General features: G+C 64.1%; 17 protein-coding genes. 11 read left to right on the top strand and 6 right to left on the bottom strand.

Annotation, left to right across the window (positions count from 1 at the left end):
* Positions 1–2 precede the first annotated feature (2 nt).
* From Q4P21_RS01010 to Q4P21_RS00980, 7 genes are all read left to right on the top strand, one after another.
* Positions 3–683, top strand: a complete 681-nt coding sequence (locus Q4P21_RS01010) for a GntR family transcriptional regulator (protein ID WP_303387007.1) — start codon at positions 3–5, stop codon at positions 681–683.
* A 17-nt stretch (positions 684–700) separates the two neighbouring features.
* A complete protein-coding gene (gene hpaE, locus Q4P21_RS01005) occupies positions 701–2,206 on the top strand; it encodes a 5-carboxymethyl-2-hydroxymuconate semialdehyde dehydrogenase (RefSeq protein ID WP_207344688.1) in 1,506 nt (501 codons plus the stop codon).
* A gap of 54 nt (positions 2,207–2,260) precedes the next feature.
* On the top strand, positions 2,261–3,334 hold the full coding sequence (gene hpaD, locus Q4P21_RS01000; RefSeq protein ID WP_303387006.1) for a 3,4-dihydroxyphenylacetate 2,3-dioxygenase: 1,074 nt from the start codon (positions 2,261–2,263) through the stop codon (positions 3,332–3,334).
* A 220-nt stretch (positions 3,335–3,554) separates the two neighbouring features.
* Entirely contained in the window at positions 3,555–4,340 is a 786-nt protein-coding gene (gene hpaH, locus Q4P21_RS00995) for a 2-oxo-hept-4-ene-1,7-dioate hydratase (RefSeq protein ID WP_303387005.1), read from the top strand.
* Positions 4,325–5,134, top strand: a complete 810-nt coding sequence (locus Q4P21_RS00990) for an HpcH/HpaI aldolase/citrate lyase family protein (RefSeq protein WP_303387004.1) — start codon at positions 4,325–4,327, stop codon at positions 5,132–5,134. The genes hpaH and Q4P21_RS00990 overlap by 16 nt, the downstream gene beginning before the upstream one ends.
* A 47-nt stretch (positions 5,135–5,181) precedes the next feature.
* Positions 5,182–6,660 (top strand): NAD-dependent succinate-semialdehyde dehydrogenase, encoded by a 1,479-nt coding sequence (locus tag Q4P21_RS00985; RefSeq protein ID WP_303387003.1) that lies wholly within the window; start codon positions 5,182–5,184, stop codon positions 6,658–6,660.
* Between the two features lie 132 nt (positions 6,661–6,792).
* Positions 6,793–7,083, top strand: a complete 291-nt coding sequence (locus tag Q4P21_RS00980) for an antibiotic biosynthesis monooxygenase (RefSeq protein ID WP_303387002.1) — start codon at positions 6,793–6,795, stop codon at positions 7,081–7,083.
* Positions 7,084–7,184: 101 nt separating this feature from the next.
* Here the strand turns inward: Q4P21_RS00980 and Q4P21_RS00975 are convergent, their stop codons facing one another.
* From Q4P21_RS00975 to Q4P21_RS00950, 6 genes are all read right to left on the bottom strand, one after another.
* A complete protein-coding gene (locus Q4P21_RS00975; protein ID WP_303387027.1) occupies positions 7,185–9,092 on the bottom strand; it encodes an FAD-binding monooxygenase in 1,908 nt (635 codons plus the stop codon).
* Between the two features lie 187 nt (positions 9,093–9,279).
* Positions 9,280–10,359 (bottom strand): phosphotransferase family protein, encoded by a 1,080-nt coding sequence (locus Q4P21_RS00970; RefSeq protein WP_303387001.1) that lies wholly within the window; start codon positions 10,357–10,359, stop codon positions 9,280–9,282.
* Complete coding sequence (locus tag Q4P21_RS00965; RefSeq protein ID WP_303387000.1) at positions 10,359–11,642, bottom strand: acyl-CoA dehydrogenase family protein; 1,284 nt, start codon at positions 11,640–11,642, stop codon at positions 10,359–10,361. Before Q4P21_RS00965 ends, Q4P21_RS00970 begins: the two co-directional genes overlap by 1 nt.
* Before the next feature lie 42 nt (positions 11,643–11,684).
* On the bottom strand, positions 11,685–12,503 hold the full coding sequence (locus Q4P21_RS00960; protein WP_303386999.1) for an SDR family oxidoreductase: 819 nt from the start codon (positions 12,501–12,503) through the stop codon (positions 11,685–11,687).
* A gap of 111 nt (positions 12,504–12,614) precedes the next feature.
* On the bottom strand, positions 12,615–13,133 hold the full coding sequence (locus tag Q4P21_RS00955) for a GIY-YIG nuclease family protein (protein ID WP_303386998.1): 519 nt from the start codon (positions 13,131–13,133) through the stop codon (positions 12,615–12,617).
* Positions 13,134–13,189: 56 nt separating this feature from the next.
* Positions 13,190–14,713 (bottom strand): helix-turn-helix domain-containing protein, encoded by a 1,524-nt coding sequence (locus tag Q4P21_RS00950; RefSeq protein ID WP_303386997.1) that lies wholly within the window; start codon positions 14,711–14,713, stop codon positions 13,190–13,192.
* Between the two features lie 141 nt (positions 14,714–14,854).
* On the opposite strand from Q4P21_RS00950, the gene aceA reads away from it, so the two are divergent.
* The 4 genes from aceA to Q4P21_RS00930 form a co-directional block, all read left to right on the top strand.
* Positions 14,855–16,177 carry an isocitrate lyase gene (gene aceA, locus Q4P21_RS00945; RefSeq protein ID WP_303386996.1) on the top strand — a complete coding sequence of 441 codons (1,323 nt, stop codon included), beginning with the start codon at positions 14,855–14,857 and terminating at the stop codon, positions 16,175–16,177.
* An 80-nt stretch (positions 16,178–16,257) separates the two neighbouring features.
* Complete coding sequence (gene aceB, locus Q4P21_RS00940) at positions 16,258–17,922, top strand: malate synthase A (RefSeq protein ID WP_303386995.1); 1,665 nt, start codon at positions 16,258–16,260, stop codon at positions 17,920–17,922.
* Positions 17,923–18,164: 242 nt separating this feature from the next.
* Positions 18,165–18,872 (top strand): DsbA family oxidoreductase, encoded by a 708-nt coding sequence (locus Q4P21_RS00935; RefSeq protein ID WP_303386994.1) that lies wholly within the window; start codon positions 18,165–18,167, stop codon positions 18,870–18,872.
* 285 nt (positions 18,873–19,157) lie between these two features.
* Positions 19,158–19,341 (top strand): trypsin-like peptidase domain-containing protein (locus Q4P21_RS00930; protein ID WP_303386993.1); only part of this gene is annotated, 184 nt, incomplete at its 3' end.

The following is a 19,341-nucleotide window of genomic DNA, read 5'->3' as shown; positions in this document are numbered from 1 at the left end:
CCATGATCACCCAGTCAGCCGGCACCCCTGCCGGCAGCAAATCCGAGCAGGCCTACGCGGCCATCAAGGACAAGATCCTGGCGGGGAAATACACCCCCGGCTACCGGCTGGTGCTCGCCAAGATCGCCAGCGATCTGGGATTCTCCGTGGTCCCGGTCCGCGAAGCCATCCGCCGCCTGGAAGCAGAAAGCTACATCACGTTTGAACGCAACATCGGTGCCACGGTGGCCGGGATAGACCCTACGGAATACCTGTACACCATGCAGACCCTGAGCATTGTGGAAGGCGCCGCCACGGCACTTTCCGCTCCCATGATCACGGAAACCGACATTGCCCGGGCCCGCGCAGTCAACACAAAAATGCGCGAATGCCTGGCCGACTTCGACCCGGTTCTGTTCACGTCGCTGAATCTGGATTTCCACAGCATCCTGTTTGAGAACTGCCCCAACCCGCACATCCTGGACCTTGTCCACCGCGGTTGGAACCGTTTGCAGGCGCTGCGTTCCTCCACGTTCACCTACGTCCCCGGCCGCGCACAGCAGTCGGTAGCCGAACATGAGGCACTGCTTGCCCTGATCGAAAGCGGTGCCGGGCCCGACGACGTCGAACACGCCGCCCGCGCCCACCGCACCGCCACTCTTGACGCCTACCTGGCGCGAACCAACCACCCAACCCAGCACTGAAGAAAAGGACCAACTCAATGGCTGATCACTACGTACCGGAAAACCTTCCCACCCGCATCCAGCACTACATTGACGGAAAGTTCGTCGACTCCGTCAACGGTGCAACGTTTGACGTCCTGAACCCTGTCTCAAACACCAACTACGCCACCGCCGCCGCTGGCCAGAAGGAAGACATCGAGCTGGCAGTGGCCGCCGCAACCAGGGCCTTCAATGACGGGCCGTGGCCGCGCATGAAGCCGCGCGAGCGCTCACGCATCCTGAACAAGATCGCCGACGCCGTCGAAGCCCAGGAAGCGCGCTTGGCCGAGCTGGAGAGCTTTGACTCGGGCCTGCCCATCACCCAGGCTCGTGGCCAGGCGATGCGCGCCGCGGAGAACTTCCGCTTCTTCGCCGACTTGATCGTGGCCCAGTTCGACGACGCCATGAAGGTCCCCGGCTCACAAATCAACTATGTGAACCGCAAGCCCATCGGCGTCGCCGGGCTCATCACCCCCTGGAACACGCCGTTCATGCTCGAGTCCTGGAAGCTGGCCCCCTCACTGGCCTCCGGTTGCACCGTGGTGCTCAAGCCGGCCGAGTTCACCCCGCTCTCCGCCTCACTGTGGGCCGGAATCTTCGAGGAAGCCGGGCTGCCCCAGGGCGTCTTCAACCTGGTCAACGGACTCGGTGAGGAAGCAGGAGACGCACTGGTCAAGCACCCCGACGTCCCACTGATCTCCTTCACCGGCGAAACCACCACCGGCCAGACGATCTTCCGCAACGCCGCCACGAACCTGAAGGGCCTGTCCATGGAACTGGGCGGCAAGAGCCCTTGCGTGGTGTTTGCCGACGCCGACTTCGACGCCGCGATCGACTCCGCACTGTTCGGTGTCTTCTCCCTCAACGGCGAGCGCTGCACGGCTGGCTCACGCATCCTGGTTGAGCGCCCCATCTATGACGAATTCTGCGAAAAGTACGCCGCACGCGCCAAGAACATCGTGGTCGGGGACCCGCACGACCCCAAGACCGAGGTGGGCGCCCTGGTCCACCCCGAGCACTACAACAAGGTCATGTCCTTCGTTGATATTGGCAAGTCCGAGGGCCGCCTGCTGGCCGGCGGCGGTCGTCCCGAGGGACTGGACCACGGCAACTACGTGGCCCCCACCGTCTTCGCCGATGTAAAGCCCGAAGCGCGCATCTTCCAGGAGGAGATCTTCGGCCCGGTCGTCGCCATCACCCCCTTCGACACCGACGAAGAGGCCTTGGAGTTGGCCAATGGCGTCAAGTACGGTCTTGCCGCCTACATCTGGACGCAGAACCTGACCCGCGCCCACAACTTCGCCCAGAACGTCGAGGCTGGCATGGTGTGGCTGAACAGCCACAACGTGCGTGACCTGCGTACCCCGTTCGGCGGCGTCAAGGCGTCCGGTCTGGGCCACGAGGGCGGCTTCCGCTCGATCGACTTCTACACCGACCAGCAGGCCGTGCACATCACTCTCGGTGCCGTCCACACACCAAAATTCGGCGCCTCCGCCAGTAACTAGGCATCCGCCACCAAGCATCTCCCACAAAGCACACCACTCAACGAGGAGTACATCATGACCAACTTTATTCCCACCCCCACCTCCCCGGCACCGGATATTGTCCGCTGTGCCTACATGGAGATCGTCGTCACCGACCTGTCCAAGTCCCGTGAGTTCTATGTGGACGTGCTCGGCCTGCACGTGACTGAAGAAGACGAGAACACCATCTACCTGCGCTCCCTGGAGGAGTTCATCCACCACAACCTGGTGTTGCGCAAGGGCCCCATTGCCGCCGTCGCCGCCTTCGCCTACCGGGTGAAGTCCCCCGCCGAGGTAGACGCCGCCGAAACCTACTACAAGGAGATGGGCTGCCGCACGGAGCGCCGCAAGGAAGGCTTCACGAAGGGCATTGGCGACTCCGTCCGTGTCGAGGATCCGCTGGGCTTCCCCTACGAGTTCTTCTACGAGACCGAACACGTGGAGCGTCTCACCCAGCGCTATGACCTCTACTCCGCCGGCGAGCTGGTCCGCCTGGACCACTTCAACCAGGTCACCCCCGATGTGCCCCGCGGCCGCAAGTACCTCGAAGACCTGGGCTTCCGCGTCTCCGAGGACATCAAGGACTCCGACGGCGTCACCTACGCCGCCTGGATGCACCGCAAGCAGACCGTCCATGACACGGCCCTGACCGGCGGCGACGGACCCCGCATGCACCACGTTGCCTTCGCCACGCATGAGAAGCACAACATCATCCAGATCTGCGACAAGATGGGCGCGCTGCGCATCTCCGACCGGATCGAACGCGGCCCCGGCCGCCACGGCGTCTCCAACGCGTTCTACCTGTACATCCTGGACCCGGACGACCACCGCGTGGAAATCTACACCCAGGACTACTACACCGGCGACCCGGACAACCCCACCATCACGTGGGACGTCCACGACAACCAGCGCCGCGACTGGTGGGGCAACGCCGTGGTCCCGTCCTGGTACACCGAAGCTTCCCTGGTCCTGGACCTCGACGGCAACCCGCAGCCGGTCATCAAGCGCACCGACACCTCCGAAATGGCAGTCACCGTCGGCGCCGACGGCTTCTCCTACACCCGCGAGCCGGGCGAGGATCGCGGGTTCAAGTTGGGCACCCAGCTCTGACCACGAGCTTTCGCGCGGTGATCGACTTCGCCGGGTGAGGCATTTACCCGCCGCCCGTCCCCGGAAGCTCCCAACGCTCGCAAGCTCGCGGTGGGCTCCTCGCTTCCGGGGGCCCACCGCGGACGCCCGATAGATTCCGCGGGCAAAATGGCCTCACCCGGCTCCCGTCGATCGACTCACGACACTCGGGTTCAGCCCTTCAAACGCTAGGAGATACACCATGCTCGATGACGCAACTATTGCCGGCATTGCCGACGAACTTGTGGAGGCCGGTAGGAGCCGGGTCCCGGTGCCTCGACTGACACAGCGCTACCCGGACATGACGGTGGAGGATTCCTACCGTGTCCAGCGGTTGTGGCGTGAACGCGGAGAAGCTGCCGGGCGGGTGCTGGGCGGGCACAAGATCGGCCTGACGTCCAAGGCCATGCAGTACGCCACCGGCATCACCGAACCGGACTACGGGGTCATTTTCAAGGACATGATCCTGGAGAATGGCTGCACCGTGGAATGGTCGCAGTATTCACACCCGCGCATCGAGGTGGAGCTGGCGTTCCTGCTCAAGGAGGACGTGAAGGGGCCCAACGCCACCATCTTTGACGTACTGCGCGCCACCGAATACGTGGTGCCAGCCCTGGAGATCCTGGATTCCCGGATCGAGATGGAGGGCCGGACCATCGTGGACACCATCAGCGACAACGCCGCCATGGGCGCCATGGTGGTGGGCGGCATCCCGGTACGGCCCGACGACGTGGACCTGCGCTGGGTGGCCGCCATCCTGTACAAGAACCAGGCTGTCGAGGAGACGGGCGTCGCGGCGGGCGTACTAAACCACCCCGCCCAGGGCGTGTCGTGGCTGGCCAACAAGATCGCCCCGCACGGGGACGGGCTCAAGGCCGGGGAACTCATCCTCGCCGGCTCCTTCACGCGGCCCATGTGGGTCAATGCCGGGGACACCGTTTTTGCCGACTACGGAAAGCTGGGGACCATCACATGCCGCTTCGAGTGAGCCTTGCCCCATCCTTCAAGGACGCCCTGGCATCGGCCGGCCGGCCGCTGGCGGGAATGTGGGTGTGTTCCGGCAGCCCGCTCATGGCGGAAATTTGTGCCGGTGCCGGGCTTGACTGGCTGTTGGTTGACGCCGAACACAGCCCCAACGGGCTTGAGGGCATCCTGGCCCAGCTGCAGGCGGTCAGCAGTTATCCGGTCACGGCCGTGGTGCGCCCGCCCGTCAATGACACCGTGATCATCAAGCAGTACCTGGACCTGGGCGCGCAGTCCCTGTTGATCCCCATGGTCCACACGGCCGACGACGCCCGGGCTGCGGTCGCCGCCACCCGCTACCCGCCGCAAGGTGTACGTGGGGTGGGTTCGGCGCTGGCCCGTTCGGCACGGTGGAACCGCGTCCCGGACTATCTGGCCCAGGCAACGGACACCATCACCGTCATCGTCCAGATCGAGTCCACCCAAGCCGTGGAGAACATCGACTCGATCATGGCCGTGGACGGGATCGACGCCGTATTCATCGGTCCGTCCGACCTCGCAGCTTCGATGGGGGTGCTGGGGCAGCAGGAACACCCCGACGTGGTGGCCGCCGTCGAACACTGCATCACACTGGCCAAGGCGGTTGGCAAGCCGGTTGGCGTGAACGCCTTTGCCGAAGCCACCGCGCGCCGTTATTTGGACGCCGGGGTGGATTTCATCCTCACCGGCGCCGACGTCGCACTGCTCGCCCGCGGCAGCGAAGCCCTGGCCGGCAAATACGTCCCCGCCGCAGACGCCGGCCCGACCACAAGCTACTGACCCCGGCTCCTCCCATCCCTCCAACACACTTTTCAAGGAGCACCGACATGACCATCACAGCAAGCCGCCAAGCGGAGCTGCTCGCCTCCGTCCCCACCGGGCTGCTCATCAACGGCGAATGGCGCAACGCTGCCAGTGGGAAGACGCTAGACGTCCACGATCCCGCCACCGGCAAGGTCCTGGCGTCCATAGCGGACGCAAACGGCGAGGACGCCATGGCCGCCCTTGACGCTGCCTGCGCAGCCCAGGCCTCCTGGGCCAGGACCGCGCCGCGCGTGCGGGCCGAGATCCTGCGCAAGGCCTTTGAACTGATCACGGAGCGCGCCGAGGATTTTGCACTGTTGATGACGCTGGAAATGGGCAAGCCGCTGGCCGAGGCCCGCGGGGAAGTCGCCTACGGCGCAGAGTTCCTGCGCTGGAACTCCGAGGAGGCGGTGCGCGACTACGGCCGCTTCGTCACCACGCCCGAGGGCAAGAACAAGATCCTCGTGGCGAAGAAGCCGGTGGGCCCGTGCCTGCTGATCACACCGTGGAACTTCCCCCTGGCCATGGCCACCCGCAAAGTGGGCCCGGCGCTGGCCGCAGGCTGCACCATGGTACTCAAGCCGGCCAAGCTGACGCCGCTGACGTCCCAGCTTTTTGCCGCCGTGATGCAGGAGGCAGGCCTGCCCGCCGGCGTGCTGAACGTCGTCGCCGGTTCCAGCGCCTCCTCCATCTCCGGGCCGCTGTTGGCAGACCCACGCCTGCGCAAACTCTCCTTTACCGGGTCCACCAGTGTGGGCAAGCAGCTCATGGCCGCAGCCACTGAGAACGTGCTGCGCACATCCATGGAGTTGGGCGGCAACGCCCCGTTCCTGGTGTTCGAGGACGCCGATCTGGATGCCGCCGTCGAGGGTGCCATGGCGGCGAAGATGCGCAACATGGGTGAGGCCTGCACGGCCGCCAACCGCTTCCTGGTCCACGAATCAGTGGCCACCGCATTCACCGCCAAGCTTGCCGCCCGCATCGGGGCGCTGACGGTGGGCCGCGGCACCGAGGCAGGGACCGACGTCGGACCCATCGTTGAGGAAAAGGCGCGCGCCAACATCCACGCACTGGTCACCGCCGCCGTCGCCGAAGGTGCCACCGTCCTAGCTGGAGGCGACGTCGTCGAGGGAGACGGATACTTCTACCAGCCAACTGTCTTGGGCAACGTCGCCAACGACGCGGCAATCCTGCAACAGGAGATCTTCGGCCCGGTGGCACCCGTCACGACGTTCACCGATGAGGACGACGCCATCCAGCTCGCCAACTCCACGCAATACGGCTTGGCGTCCTACCTGTACACGAAGGATTTCTCCCGCCTGCTGCGCGTCAGCGAACAGTTGGAATTCGGCATGGTGGGCTTCAACTCCGGCATGATCTCCAACGCGGCCGCACCGTTTGGCGGCGTCAAGCAGTCCGGACTGGGCCGTGAGGGCGGCTCCGAGGGCATCGCGGAATACACCACCACGCAGTACATCGGCATCGCAGACCCCTACGCGTAGGCCAACCCCCGGTTCAAAAACAGTGATGTAAGAGTCTTTTAAAGCAGGCCCCCGGCATGTATGCCGGGGGCCTGCTTGCGGTAGCGTGGAAGGACAAGCGGTCCGGTGAATCCGGGCCCGGAAGGAGCAAAAGTGTCCATCGTTGTCATTAACGCCCTCAAGGTTCCCGTCGAGGCCGGATCCGAACTGGAAACGCGCTTCGCGGCGCGCAAGCACTCGGTGGACGGCTCCCCGGGTTTCGAGGGTTTCAAGCTGCTGCGCCCCGTCGCCGGGGAGGAGCGCTACTTCGTCTACACGCAGTGGGCCACCCGCGAAGACTTCGAGAACTGGCGCGCCAACCGGGCCGGTCACGACCACGCCGCCCAGGCACCCGTTGCCAGCGGCATGGACCTGCTCGAATTTGAGGTTGTGGACCTGGGTTAAGCCAGGTCATACCCCCATCCACAAAAAAGGGAGGCCGCGCAGTGAGATCACTGCGGGGCCTCCCCTTTACTGTCGCTTGTCCTAGCTGGACAGTGCCCTAACTAGACACTGCCCTGCTCGACGCGCTCACCCGAGTGGATCTGTGCAAAGAACTTGCCCAGCTCGTCGGTGGCCGTCAACGGCAGGATGTTGGCCACGTACTGGTCCGGACGCACGACGACGACGGCACCGGTGCGCTCGATCCCGCGCACATCAAAGATGTCGTTGCCGGGGATGATCCCGTAGGCCTTCTCGTAGTCGGTGAGCTTGAACGGTCCCACGAGCGGCTTAAACGCTGCGGGCACAGCATTGATGTCGAGGTCTTCGTGCTTGTGCTGGTAGATGACCTTCACATCGAACCAGGCATCGGCGTCGAGCCCTGCCGGTGTTGCCGCAAGGGGTGAATCCGGTGCCGTGGAGAGCCATTCTGCGAGGGCGTCGGTCGGCGAGCCTGTTCCGGGCAGAGCCGGATCGGCAAAGACGTAGATCCGCCAACGGCCGTCAGCCGTGGCGTGGTGGCCAAGGTGGATCGGGTTCGCATCACAGATGCGTGAGGCCAGTGCGGATTTGAAGCGCTTACCCATCGGGAACCCGGCGGCCAGTTCCTGGTGCACGGCTTCGCCGGTAATCAGCGACGGCGCGTATTCGGTCATGAACCCTGCCGGGAATTCGGCAGTGCGCACGTAGTAGTCCTCCAACTCCTCCGGGTTTTCAAACTCTTCAGGCTTCTTGGCCATCAGCGTTGACCATTCCTTGTCGAAGTCGATGAGGTTCTTGGCCACCACCTGGCGCTCGGCAGAGTACGTGGACAGTAGGGTCTCAGGGCTGCGTCCTTCGAGGACGTGGGCAAGTTTCCACCCGAGGTTGAAGCCGTCCTGCATGGAGACGTTCATGCCCTGACCGGCCTTGGCACTGTGTGTGTGGCAACCGTCGCCGGTGATGAAGACACGTGGGGTGCGCGTCCCGAGGTCTTCCAGGCGGACGTCGTCAAAGCGGTCTGTTAGGCGGTGTCCCACCTCGTACACGCTGTTCCACGCAACATGGCGCACGTCCAGCGTGTACGGATGGAGGATTTCGTTGGCCTTGGAGATGATCTCATCCATGCTGGTATTGCGCACGGCACCGTTGTCATCCTCTGGAACAACCCCGAGGTCCACGTACATGCGGAACAGGTAGCCTCCCTCGCGCGGGATCAGCAGGATGCTACCGCCGGTGTGAGACTGGATGGCGCACTTGGTCCGGATATCCGGGAAGTCCGTGGTGGCCAGAATATCCATGACGCCCCATGCGTGGTTGGACTTGTCCCCCGCCATGGTGGCGCCGATCGACGCGCGGACCTTGCTGCGGGCCCCGTCGCAGCCGACGACGTACTTGGCATGCACCACTCGAACGGCGCCTTCGTCCGGACCGGCACTGCGGACGAGTGTGACTTTGACGGGGTATTCGCCCTCATCGGCGACCTCAAGCGTTTGGAAGTCCCAGCCGTAGTCGGGAGTCAGGCGGGTGGGTGAGTTTTCCGCAACTTCGGCAAAGTAGTCAAGCACGCGGGCCTGGTTCACGATCAGGTGCGGGAATTCGCTGATCCCGGTTGCGTCGTCGACGGCGCGGCCGCCTCGCACAATGCGCGTGGCATCCTTCGTGTCCGGGCGCCAGAACGCCATCTCGGTGATGTGGTAGGCCTCGGCGATGACCCGCTCGGCAAAGCCAAAGGCCTGGAACGTTTCCACACTGCGGGCTTGAATGCCGTCTGCCTGGCCAATTTCCAGCCGGCCTCCGCGGCGCTCCACGATCCGCGTGGTGATGTCGGGGAATTGGGACAGCTGGGCTGCGGTGAGCATCCCTGCCGGACCGGAGCCGACGATCAGAACATCAACTTCCTCGGGCAGCTCTTCAGGACGGTCGATGCCGGTCCCTGCTGCCTCGTGAATGCGTGGGTCACCGGAAACGTATCCGTGGTGGTGGAATTGCACAGGGTTCTCCTCGTTGCACTGGGGCGGCTCATTCACCACCATCCTCAAAATGTTCGCTATTTGAACACAGCGTTCTAATAGCGCACATTAAGCATAATTGTGTGTGGCAGATCACGCAACCTTTGATTCCTCCGGCCACCCAGGCAGCCTTCAAAAAAGCATCAAATCCAGCCCCAAAAACCGCGAACTACAGCCGCTGCGCGCAGTCCGCCGCAGCTTCCAGAAGCCGCGGCACGCCCTGCTCCAGCAAGGCACCCAGCCTAGGATCGCCGTCGTCCCTTTCCCCCTGCTTCCACCGGGAGTAGATCGCCTCGGTGAAAATTGCCGCTTTCCACAACGCCAGCCCCTGATACCAGGGCAGTGCGGACAGATCCATCCCAAAGGACTCGTTATACCGCTGCGCCAGTTCCTCCCGCGAGAGATAGCCAGGAAGTGCCGTCACCCCGGTCAGCTCCATGATGGTGCCGGGCGTTCCCGCTTGCGCGTAGGTGGCCGTGAGGTAGCCCAGGTCCGCGAGTGGATCGCCGAGGGTGGCCATTTCCCAATCCAGCACCGCCTGCACCTGCGCCGGGCCCTCGCGGTGGAACATCAGGTTGCCCACCCGGTAATCACCGTGGATCAATGCCGCCCGCTGGGTGTCCGGCCGGTTCGCCTCCAGCCACTGCGCCAGTTCCAGCACTTGCGGCAGGTCCCTGGTGGCGCCCATGTCCCACAGCCCGGCAAAGCGCGCTACTTGCCGCTGCAGGTACCCCTCTGCGTGCCCGATCACCGCAATATCGCTGTGGCCGGTGTCCACCCGATGCAGCCGCACCAGCATGTCCACCACGGCCTCGCTGGTCGCGCGACGCTGCCCGGGAGTGTCCAGGTGTGCGGGAACCGCGTCCGTGATGACGTCCCCATCCAGAAACGTCATGACATAAAACGGCACGCCCAGCACCTTGGTGTCGGCGCACACCGCCAGGATCTGCGGCACTGGGATGCCCTGCGGCGACAGCACCTGCTGGATGTGGGCCTCGCGCACCATGTCATGGGTGGATTTGGGCAGCGGCGGCCGCGGACCTCGGCGAAGCACGACGTCGGCCCCGCTCCTCTCGATCCGAAAGGTCACGTTCGAGGCTCCCTCGCCAATGCGGTTCCAGCGCAGCGGACCGGTCCCGATGTCCGCGGCGTCCAGGAATTCCTCCACGCACTCCACCACCAGCAGCGGCGGCGTGTCCATTCGTTCCGCCTCGGCCTGCGTCATGGCCACATCCTGCATTCTGCCCATCAGGGTTCTCCTTCGTGGATGCGGGCCGTGCCCAGGAACGGTTCACCGGAGTCGACGGCGCGGCGGCGCCCCGATGCGGCCCGGCGCGCAATGGCCCATTTGTGGGTTTCGGTGGAGCCGTCGTAGATCCGGAACGGGCGCACCTCGTTCAGGTATTGGATCAGCGGCAGCCCGTCGGAGACGCCGTCGCCGCCGCACAGTTGCACGGCTCTGTCGATCACCCGGTACACGGCCTCGGAGCAGTGCACCTTGGCCACGGAGGACAGCGCAGCCCCGGCCTTCGGGTCAACGGCGAGCAACGCAGCACACTTGGCAATGACGGCGTCAGAGGTTTCCACGTCAATGACTGACTGGGCGATCAACTCCTGGGCGATGCCCAGCTGCGAGAGGTGCGCGCCGAACATCTCCCGGGTGTTGGCGCGGTCCAGCATGATGTCCATGGAGCGGCGGGCCAGCCCCAGCCAGCGCATGCAGTGGGTCAGCCGGGCAGGGCCCAGCCGCACTTGGGCGTATTTGAAGGCCAGCCCCGCTTCTCCCAGTACGGCGGAATCGGGGACGTGAACGTCCTCGAAGTGCACATGCGGATGCCCGCCGGGCAGGTACTTGTCCATGGTGTGAATGGGTGCGCCGATCCGCACACCGAGGGTGTCCATCGGCACCAGGAACATGGTGGCGGCGTCAGGCCTGCCCGGACCGGATGGCCCGGTGCGGGCCATGACAATGGCAAAGTTGGCAAGCGTGGCACCGCTGGTGAACCGCTTGTGTCCGGTGATGCGCCAGCCGGTTCCGTCGCGGACGGCCGTGGTGGCCAGCGCTGACGGGTCAGAGCCCGCCCCAGGATGCGGCTCCGACATGGCAAAGCAGGAACTGATGTCCCCGGCGGCCAAGGGGGCCAGGAACTGCTGCTTTTGCTCCGGCGTGCCAATCAGGTTCAGCATGTGCATGTTGCCTTCATCCGGTGCCATGGCGTTGAGTACCGCCGGGCCGATCGGTGAATAGCCAGCCTCCTGAAACACCGGCGACCAGTGTTCAACCGCGAGCCCCTGCCCACCAAACTCCACCGGCACGTGCGGGGCAAACACGCCCGCCTCCCGTGCCGCTGCAAACAACTCGCGCCGGACGCCCAGGTCCAGTGCTTGGCCCGGCCGCGGTTCGGCTGGGATCACGGTTGCACGGATGAAGTCCCGGGTGCGGCGGCGGAGGTCCTCCACTGCGTCCGGGTACAGACCGGCCGGGGCGCTGGCGGGGGGTGGTGGGCCTGCGGGTGGTGGGGTGGTGGTCACGTAATGCTCCTTGCTCGAAAGTGAAGGTTTCCGGCGGGCCGCTCAGGCCGGAAAGCCGGCGTTGAGCAGCCCGCCGTCGAGCGTGAGCACCTGCCCCGTCACCCAGGAGGCGTCGGAGGAGGCGAGGAAGGCTACGGCGGAGGCCACGTCGTCGGGCACGCCAAGGCGCCCCAGCGGATACGTGACGGCCACTGCCTCCTCGCGGCCCTCGTACAACGCGCCGGCGAAAACAGTCTTGACCACTGCCGGCGCCACCGCGTTGACCCGGATGTCCGGCGCCAGTTCCACGGACAGCGAGCGGGTGAGGTGGGAGACGGCGGCCTTGCTGATCCCGTACAAGCCCAGGCCCGGGGCGGGCACGTCGCCGCTGATGGATGACACGTTCACCACATTCCCGCGCCTTGCCCGGAACCCCAATCCGCGATGCGCCAGCACGGCCTGCGTCCAGCCGAGGGTCCCCAGGATATTGACCTCGAAGATCTTGCGGGCAGCGTCCAAATCCGCGGTTTCCAGCGGCCCGTACACGGGGTTGATACCGGCGTTGTTGACCAGCACATCCAGCCCGCCAAATTCATGTTCGACGGCGGCCAGCACCTCCGCGCGGTGGTCCGGGTCGTCCGCACGGCCGGCCATGGCAAGGGCATTACCACCCAGGGAGGCGAGCGCCTCATCCAGCTGGTCCTGATGCCGGGCGGTGATCATGACACGGGCACCCTCCGCCGTCAGGCGCTGTGCGATGGCCAGCCCGATCCCCCGGCTGGCACCGGTAATGATGGCGGTCTTGCCGAGGAACCGCTGGGCTGGGTGCCGAGCCGAGATTTGGGCTGGATGCACTGTTGGGGGCGTGCTGTCCTGAACCATGGAGGCCTCTTCCGTTTGTCCCGTCTGCCCGGCGGTACATGCTTGCTGTCAGCATGCTGCCGAATGTGCCGGCGGTCAAGGGTTGGCAGGCGCCAACTACACCCTTTTGGCTCAGCCCTTGTCACGCAGGGCGTTGCCGTGTGCGGCGGCGGCAACCGCCGATACGTGCAACTGCTCGGGAGTGCGGCCGTCGCGGTTCAGCGGCGGGCAGAGTTCGGAGCGCATGGCGTCCTCGAGGCCCTCGAGGAGTTCCGCGTCCTGCACGAGGCAAAACGACATACCAAGGTTCTTCACCATCCAGGCGCTGAGTAGTTCTTCGTCAGTGTCGGTCAGCCGCGGGTGGGCGGACCTGCCATGCCACTGCGCCTGAAGCCCCAACAGCGCTGCCAGGGAACGGCGAAACGTGGACTTTGATGTTTGCACGCCGTGGTGCTTGGCACGGCTTTTCAAGTTCGTGGCTTTTCCCACGTACATCAAGTCACCGCGTTTCAGCGGCGTCAATTCTGCTGGCCAATTCACGTTCTTGGGCATAGCACCGGTCAGGTAGCACTTGTAGAGGCCCGGAGCGAAGGGCATCGCCGCCCAGGCGACTTTGGCAGGGGCGGTGGTGGTCCATTTGAGATCTTCCATGCGTTGACTTTACGACATGGCCGCGCGAATCCTTTTCTCCGGTTTCCCGCTTCAGCTCAACGCCCTTCGTGCGCGGCGAGAAAGCGGTACACCTCGGTCTCGTCCACACCGGGGAAGGCACCTTGCGGCATGGCTGCCAGTAGATGCGAGTTGGCCCGTGTGGAGGGCCACGCCTGGCCGGCCCACTGCGCGGAAAGCTCAGTTGGGGGCCTGCGGCAGCAGCTTGGATCCGGGCACTTGGACTGCGAGCGCTCAGTGGTTTCCCGCCCGCGGAACCACTTCACGTGCTCGTAGGGCACGCCGATGCTCAAGGAATACTCGCCCGAAGAATGCCGCTCCGTCCGTGCCGTGCACCAGAACGTCCCCACCACCGTGTCCGTGTACTGGTTGAACGCCCTGAACTTGTCCGGCACATCAAACACGGCACGTGAGGTCCAGTACCGGCAGGCGGACTGCCCCTCAATGGCGCCGGTGTGGTCGGCGGGGAAGTTCACGCCGTCGTTCTCGTAGGCCTTGTGGAAGATCCCGGACTCGTGCACCTTTTGAAAGTGCGTGGTGATGCCCAAATGCTCCGTGGCCAGGTTCGTGAAGCGGTGGGCGGCCGTTTCGTAGGAGACGGCGAAAGCATCGCGGATGTCCTCGATGGCCAGTTCCTTGGCCGCCTTTGCCTCCTTGAGGAAGTCCACGGTGGCCCGCTCCGGCATCAGCAGCGATGCGGCGAAGTAGTTCGTGTAAACGCGCTGGCGTAAAAACTCGGCGTAGTTCCGGGGCGTCTCATGCCCCAGAACGTAGTGTCCCAGCGCCTGCAGCAGCACCGATCGGGGGTCGTGGTCCGAGCGCTGGCCGTGCGTGAGATAAATTCGGCGATTCTTCAAATCCGTCACCGAACGCGTTGAATGCGGCAAATCCCCCACGTAGTGCAGGTCAAAACCAAGGTGCTCGGCCACGTCGGCAGCCACGTGGTGGGACAGCGGCCCGTGGTCATGCCCCACCGCCTTGAGCAGGTCCTGGGCCTGGCGCTCAATCTCCGGGTAGTAGTTGTTGCGTTCGCGCATTTCCTGGCGCAGTTCGTTATTGGCGCGGCGGGCCTCCTCGGGGGTGGCCGACTGCTCATCCAGCCGCCGCTCCAGCTCATGCTGCAACCCCACCAGCGACTCCAGGATTTCCATGGAAAGCCGCGAACTGACGCGCACGGTGGGCAGCCCCAGCGACTGGTAAAGAGGTCCGCGCTGCGCCCTTTCCAGCTCTATTTCCAGCGCAGCCCGTCGGCTGGGCGGCTCTGCTCCCAGCAGTTGTTCAAGCCCGACACCGAGTGCCCCCGACAGGTGCTGCAGAAGCGTCAGCTTGGGCTCACGTTTACCGTTTTCAATCAGCGAAAGCTGGGAGGGTGCGGCACCCACCTTCTCGCTGAGATCGTCAAGGGTCATGCCCAAGCCTTTGCGCAGGTGCCGCACACGCCGGCCCAGCGAAATGATGTCCAGTTCATCGGGTGTCCCGGCCACTTTGCCACCCGAAGCCTTCGCGTCGTTCACATTCCAGCCCGTATTAGTCATTTCTTGACCATACGCGAAGAAGTGCAAATCTTTCCAGTGCTTACCCCTAGAAGACTCTGGATAACCACTGAATAGTAGAAATCACAAAGAAGGACTTTAGATCTCCACTCTCAACGATGAGGCTTCAGCGAAGAAGTGTGGAGATCGCCTACAACAAGGAGCGAGACCATGACTGCAGCATTTGAACCCGCAACGACGCCGGAGCAGAACAACGCACAGGCTGCCGCCGCTCTCGAACTCGAATGGGCCGCCAACCCACGTTGGAACGGCATTGAGCGCAGCTACTCGGGCGAAGATGTCGTGAAGCTCCAGGGCAGGGTGCACGAGGAACACACGCTAGCCCGCCGTGGTTCGGAAAAGCTCTGGGACCAGCTCCGCAATGCCGAGCCGGGCGGCTACACCAACGCCCTGGGCGCATTGACCGGCAACCAGGCTGTCCAGCAGGTCAAGGCCGGCTTGAAGGCCATCTACCTCTCCGGCTGGCAGGTTGCCGCCGATGCCAACTCCAACGGCAACACCTACCCGGACCAGTCCCTGTACCCCGTGGACTCGGTGCCCAAGGTGGTCCGCCGCATCAACAACGCACTCCTGCGGGCGGACCAGATCGAATCCTCCGAAGGGATCCAGAGCGTTGAGGATTGGCTGGTGCCGATCGTGGCCGACGCCGAGGCCGGCTTTGGTGGCCCCTTGAACGCGTACGAGCTGATGAAGTCCATGATCATCTCCGGCGCATCCGGCGTCCACTGGGAAGACCAGCTGGCCAGCGAAAAGAAGTGCGGCCACCTGGGCGGGAAGGTCCTGATCCCCACCAAGTCACATGTCCGCACGCTGAACGCGGCAAGGCTTGCGGCCGACGTCGCCGGTGTCCCTTCCGTCATCATTGCCCGCACGGACGCCGAGGCAGCCACCTTGATCACCTCCGACGTCGACGAACGCGACCAGCAGTTCCTGACGGGAGAGCGCACCGAGGACGGTTTCTACAAGGTCCGCAACGGCATTGAGCCCTCCATTGCCCGGGCCCTGGCCTACGCACCGTGTTCGGATCTGATCTGGATGGAGACCGGCACACCCAACCTGGAACACGCCAAAAAGTTTGCCGAAGCAGTGAAGGCCGAGTTCCCCGACCAGATGCTCGCCTACAACTGCTCGCCGTCGTTCAACTGGAAAAAGCACCTGGATGACGCAACGATCGCCAAGTTCCAACGTGAGCTTGGCGCCATGGGATACACCTTCCAGTTCATCACGCTGGCAGGCTTCCACTCCCTGAACCACTCGATGTTTGATCTTGCCCATGGTTACGCCCGCAACGGCATGAGCTCCTACGTCGAACTGCAGGAGCGCGAATTTGGCTCCGAATCCCGCGGATACACCGCAACCAAACACCAACGCGAAGTGGGCACAGGCTACTTCGACGCGGTGGCGACAGCACTGAACCCCAACAGCGGCACCCTCGCATTGGCAGGCTCCACAGAAGCCGAGCAGTTCCACTAAATCTTTGCCGGCGGCCGCGCCGGGTCATCAAGCACGTTGAGATCCCCGGCCGCCGGCACTTTTGCACAGGAGACACTCCCATGAATTCAACGAACAGCCTGAACGGAATCACGTTCAACGGCATCACCCTGACAGCTCCACCCATCCACCGCCAAGGCGAAATCCTGACCCCTGAGGCACTGGATTTCATTGCAGCCCTAAATCGCAGCACGACAGCGCGACGTGCTGAACTGCTGGCAGCACGGCGCACCCGCCGCAGCCGGATCTCCAGCGGCATCGATCCGCACTACCTACGCGAAACCGCACACATCCGGGATGACCCGCACTGGCGCGTCGCTCCCCCGGCTCCGGGAATGGAGGACCGCCGGGTGGAAATCACCGGTCCGGTGGACCGGAAAATGACCATCAACGCCTTGAATTCCGGGGCGAAGGTATGGCTGGCGGACATGGAGGACTCCTCCACGCCGACGTGGGGCAACGTGATCCGCGGCCAGCTGAACCTCATTGATGCACTGGAACGACGCATCGACTTCGTTTCGCCCGAGGGCAGGGAATACCGCCTCGACGCTCCCGAACACATGCCCACCATCATTGTCCGCCCCCGCGGCTGGCACCTGCCGGAAAAGCACCTGCTCATCAACGGCAAGCAGATGGCCGGCGGCATCGTGGACTTCGGCTTGTACTTCTTCCACAACGCCCACCGGCTGATCGCCCAGGGCAAGGGGCCGTACTTTTACCTGCCGAAGATTGAGAACCATTTGGAGGCGCGCCTGTGGAATGACATCTTCATCCAGGCCCAGGACCTATTGGGTATACCGCAGGGCACCATCCGGGCCACGGTGCTGATTGAGACCATCACGGCAGCATTTGAAATGGAGGAGATCCTCTACGAACTGCGCGACCACGGCGCCGGCCTGAACGCCGGCCGCTGGGACTACCTGTTCTCCGTCATCAAGAACTTCCGCACCCGCGGCCCGCGCTTCTTGCTCCCTGACCGGAACCAGATCACCATGACGGCTCCGTTCATGCGCGCCTACACCGAGCAGTTGGTCCGTGCGTGCCACCGCCGCGGCGCCATGGCCATTGGTGGCATGTCCAACTTCGTGCCCAACCGTCGCGATCCCGAAGCCAACGCCATCGCGTTGGAGGCGGTCCGCGTTGACAAGTCCCGTGAGGCTGACGACGGCTTCGATGGTTCCTGGGTTGCGCACCCCGATCTGGTTCCGGTCGCCATGGACGTCTTTGACGAGGCTCTCGGCTGGAATCCGAACCAACTCGACCGTCTCCGCGAGGACGTGGAGCTGGACGGTCGGGCCCTGCTGGACGTTGCCGGTACCAAGGGCACCATTACCGAGCAGGGTATCCGGGACAATCTCTGGGTGGGTATCCAGTACATCGAGTCCTGGCTGCGCGGCCACGGCGCCGTCGCCCTGAACAACCTCATGGAGGATGCCGCCACCGCGGAAATCTCCCGCTCACAGATCTGGCAGTGGATCCACAGCCAGGCCATCACCGACACCGGCGAGCTGATCAGCTTCGACTGGGTTCTGGAGCTGCTGGGTGAGGAGTTCGACAGGTTGCCGCGATTTGATGGGGACAGGTTTGACGACGCCTTGGACATCTTCAGCGACGTCGCCCTCGGCGAAGAGTTTCCGGCCTTTTTGACCCTCTCGGCCTACGCCGACTATCTGCATCCGACCCCGGAGCCCGCACGGGTCCGGGAACTGGCCATGGCAACGGCTTAGCCACCACAATTTTGGCTGGCTTGCCGGACACGCCGCCACTGCCGGCCCGACCGTCGGGCCCCGGCAGCCAGCCACTACAACCGTTTTTGCTTCAGCTCCACCTGATTTCAGCTCCACCCCACATCGAGGCGGGAGCAGTTGGCGATGTTCCTCAAACAACATTGCCCGCTACTCCCGTCTCGATTTTTGCCCCTTGGAATACTGGGCGGAATATCGGCGGCACCGCACCTGTTTCCGCCAGTATGAAGATTGAAATCTGGTCCGACGTGGCCTGCCCCTGGTGCTTCATTGGCAAGCGCCGCTTTGAAACCGCATTGAACGCTTTCCCGCACAAGGATTCCGTGGAGGTACAGTGGCGCAGCTACCAACTGGACCCCACCCTCCCCGAGCACTACGACGGCACCGAGCTCGACTACCTCGTTGAGCGCAAGGGCATGGACCGCGCACAGCTCATGGGCATGCTGGGTCATGTCAAGGAGGCCGCCGAGGGTGAGGGCCTGCACTACAAGTTCGACGGCGTGGTGGTCGCCAACAGCTTCAACGCCCACCAGCTGATCCATCTGGCAGCGGCACACGGCACGTCCGACGCCGTCAAGGAAGCCCTGCTCTCGGCTCACTTTGAGCACGGGGCTGACATTGGCAACCGCGATGAGCTGGTGAGCATCGGCACCCAAGCGGGGCTGTCCGCCGTCGATATTAACGAGGCCCTGGATACCGACAAGTACGCAGCTGATGTCCGGCATGACTTTGCCGAAGCCCGCGCCCTCGGCGTGACGGGCGTTCCGTTCTTCGTTCTAGACAGGAAATACGGCATCTCCGGCGCCCAGCCGGCCGATGTGTTCGCGCAGGCACTGGAGCAGGCGTGGCTGGAAGCGAACCCTCTCACCATGGTCAATGCCAACGGAGCAGATTCCGCAGAAGCCTGCGGCCCGGACGGCTGCGCCATCTAGACGATTTTTTTGTTGCAGGGTGCCGCAGCATGAGGTTTCCATCGCCTTGGCACTTGTCCTAATCGGAGTATTCCGTGCGCCCTGCTCAAAGCACCCCCTGGCTCCGGCGATTGTCGCTCTCGTCCATCATTTCCGGTGCAGCGGTGCTGGCCCTGGTGGCAGGACTGGCTGGCGGGTGGATCACCTCTCTTTTGGTGCGCCCGGCTTCCTTTGCCGCGGGCAGCTGTGATGCCACGGAAGTCGCCCAAGGTGTGCTGCCCGGCGTCGTCACCGTTTCCATCCGCAGTGGCGACGCTGCCCGGCGTCGGCAGTGCCGTGATGGTCAGGAAGGAAGTATGCATCCTGACCAATAACCACGTTATTGCCGCTGCGGCAACGGCTGGCACCATTGATGTCCTCTTCAGCGACGGCCACAGTTCCGTGGTGGAGTTGGTGGGACGCGATCCGAAGTCGGATCTTGCCGTGCTCA

The organism is Arthrobacter sp., assembly GCF_030540645.1.
Taxonomy (GTDB): Bacteria; Actinomycetota; Actinomycetes; order Actinomycetales; family Micrococcaceae; genus Specibacter.
The sequence above is the reverse complement of the archived record's forward strand: the minus strand, read 5'-3'. Positions and strand labels throughout refer to the sequence as shown.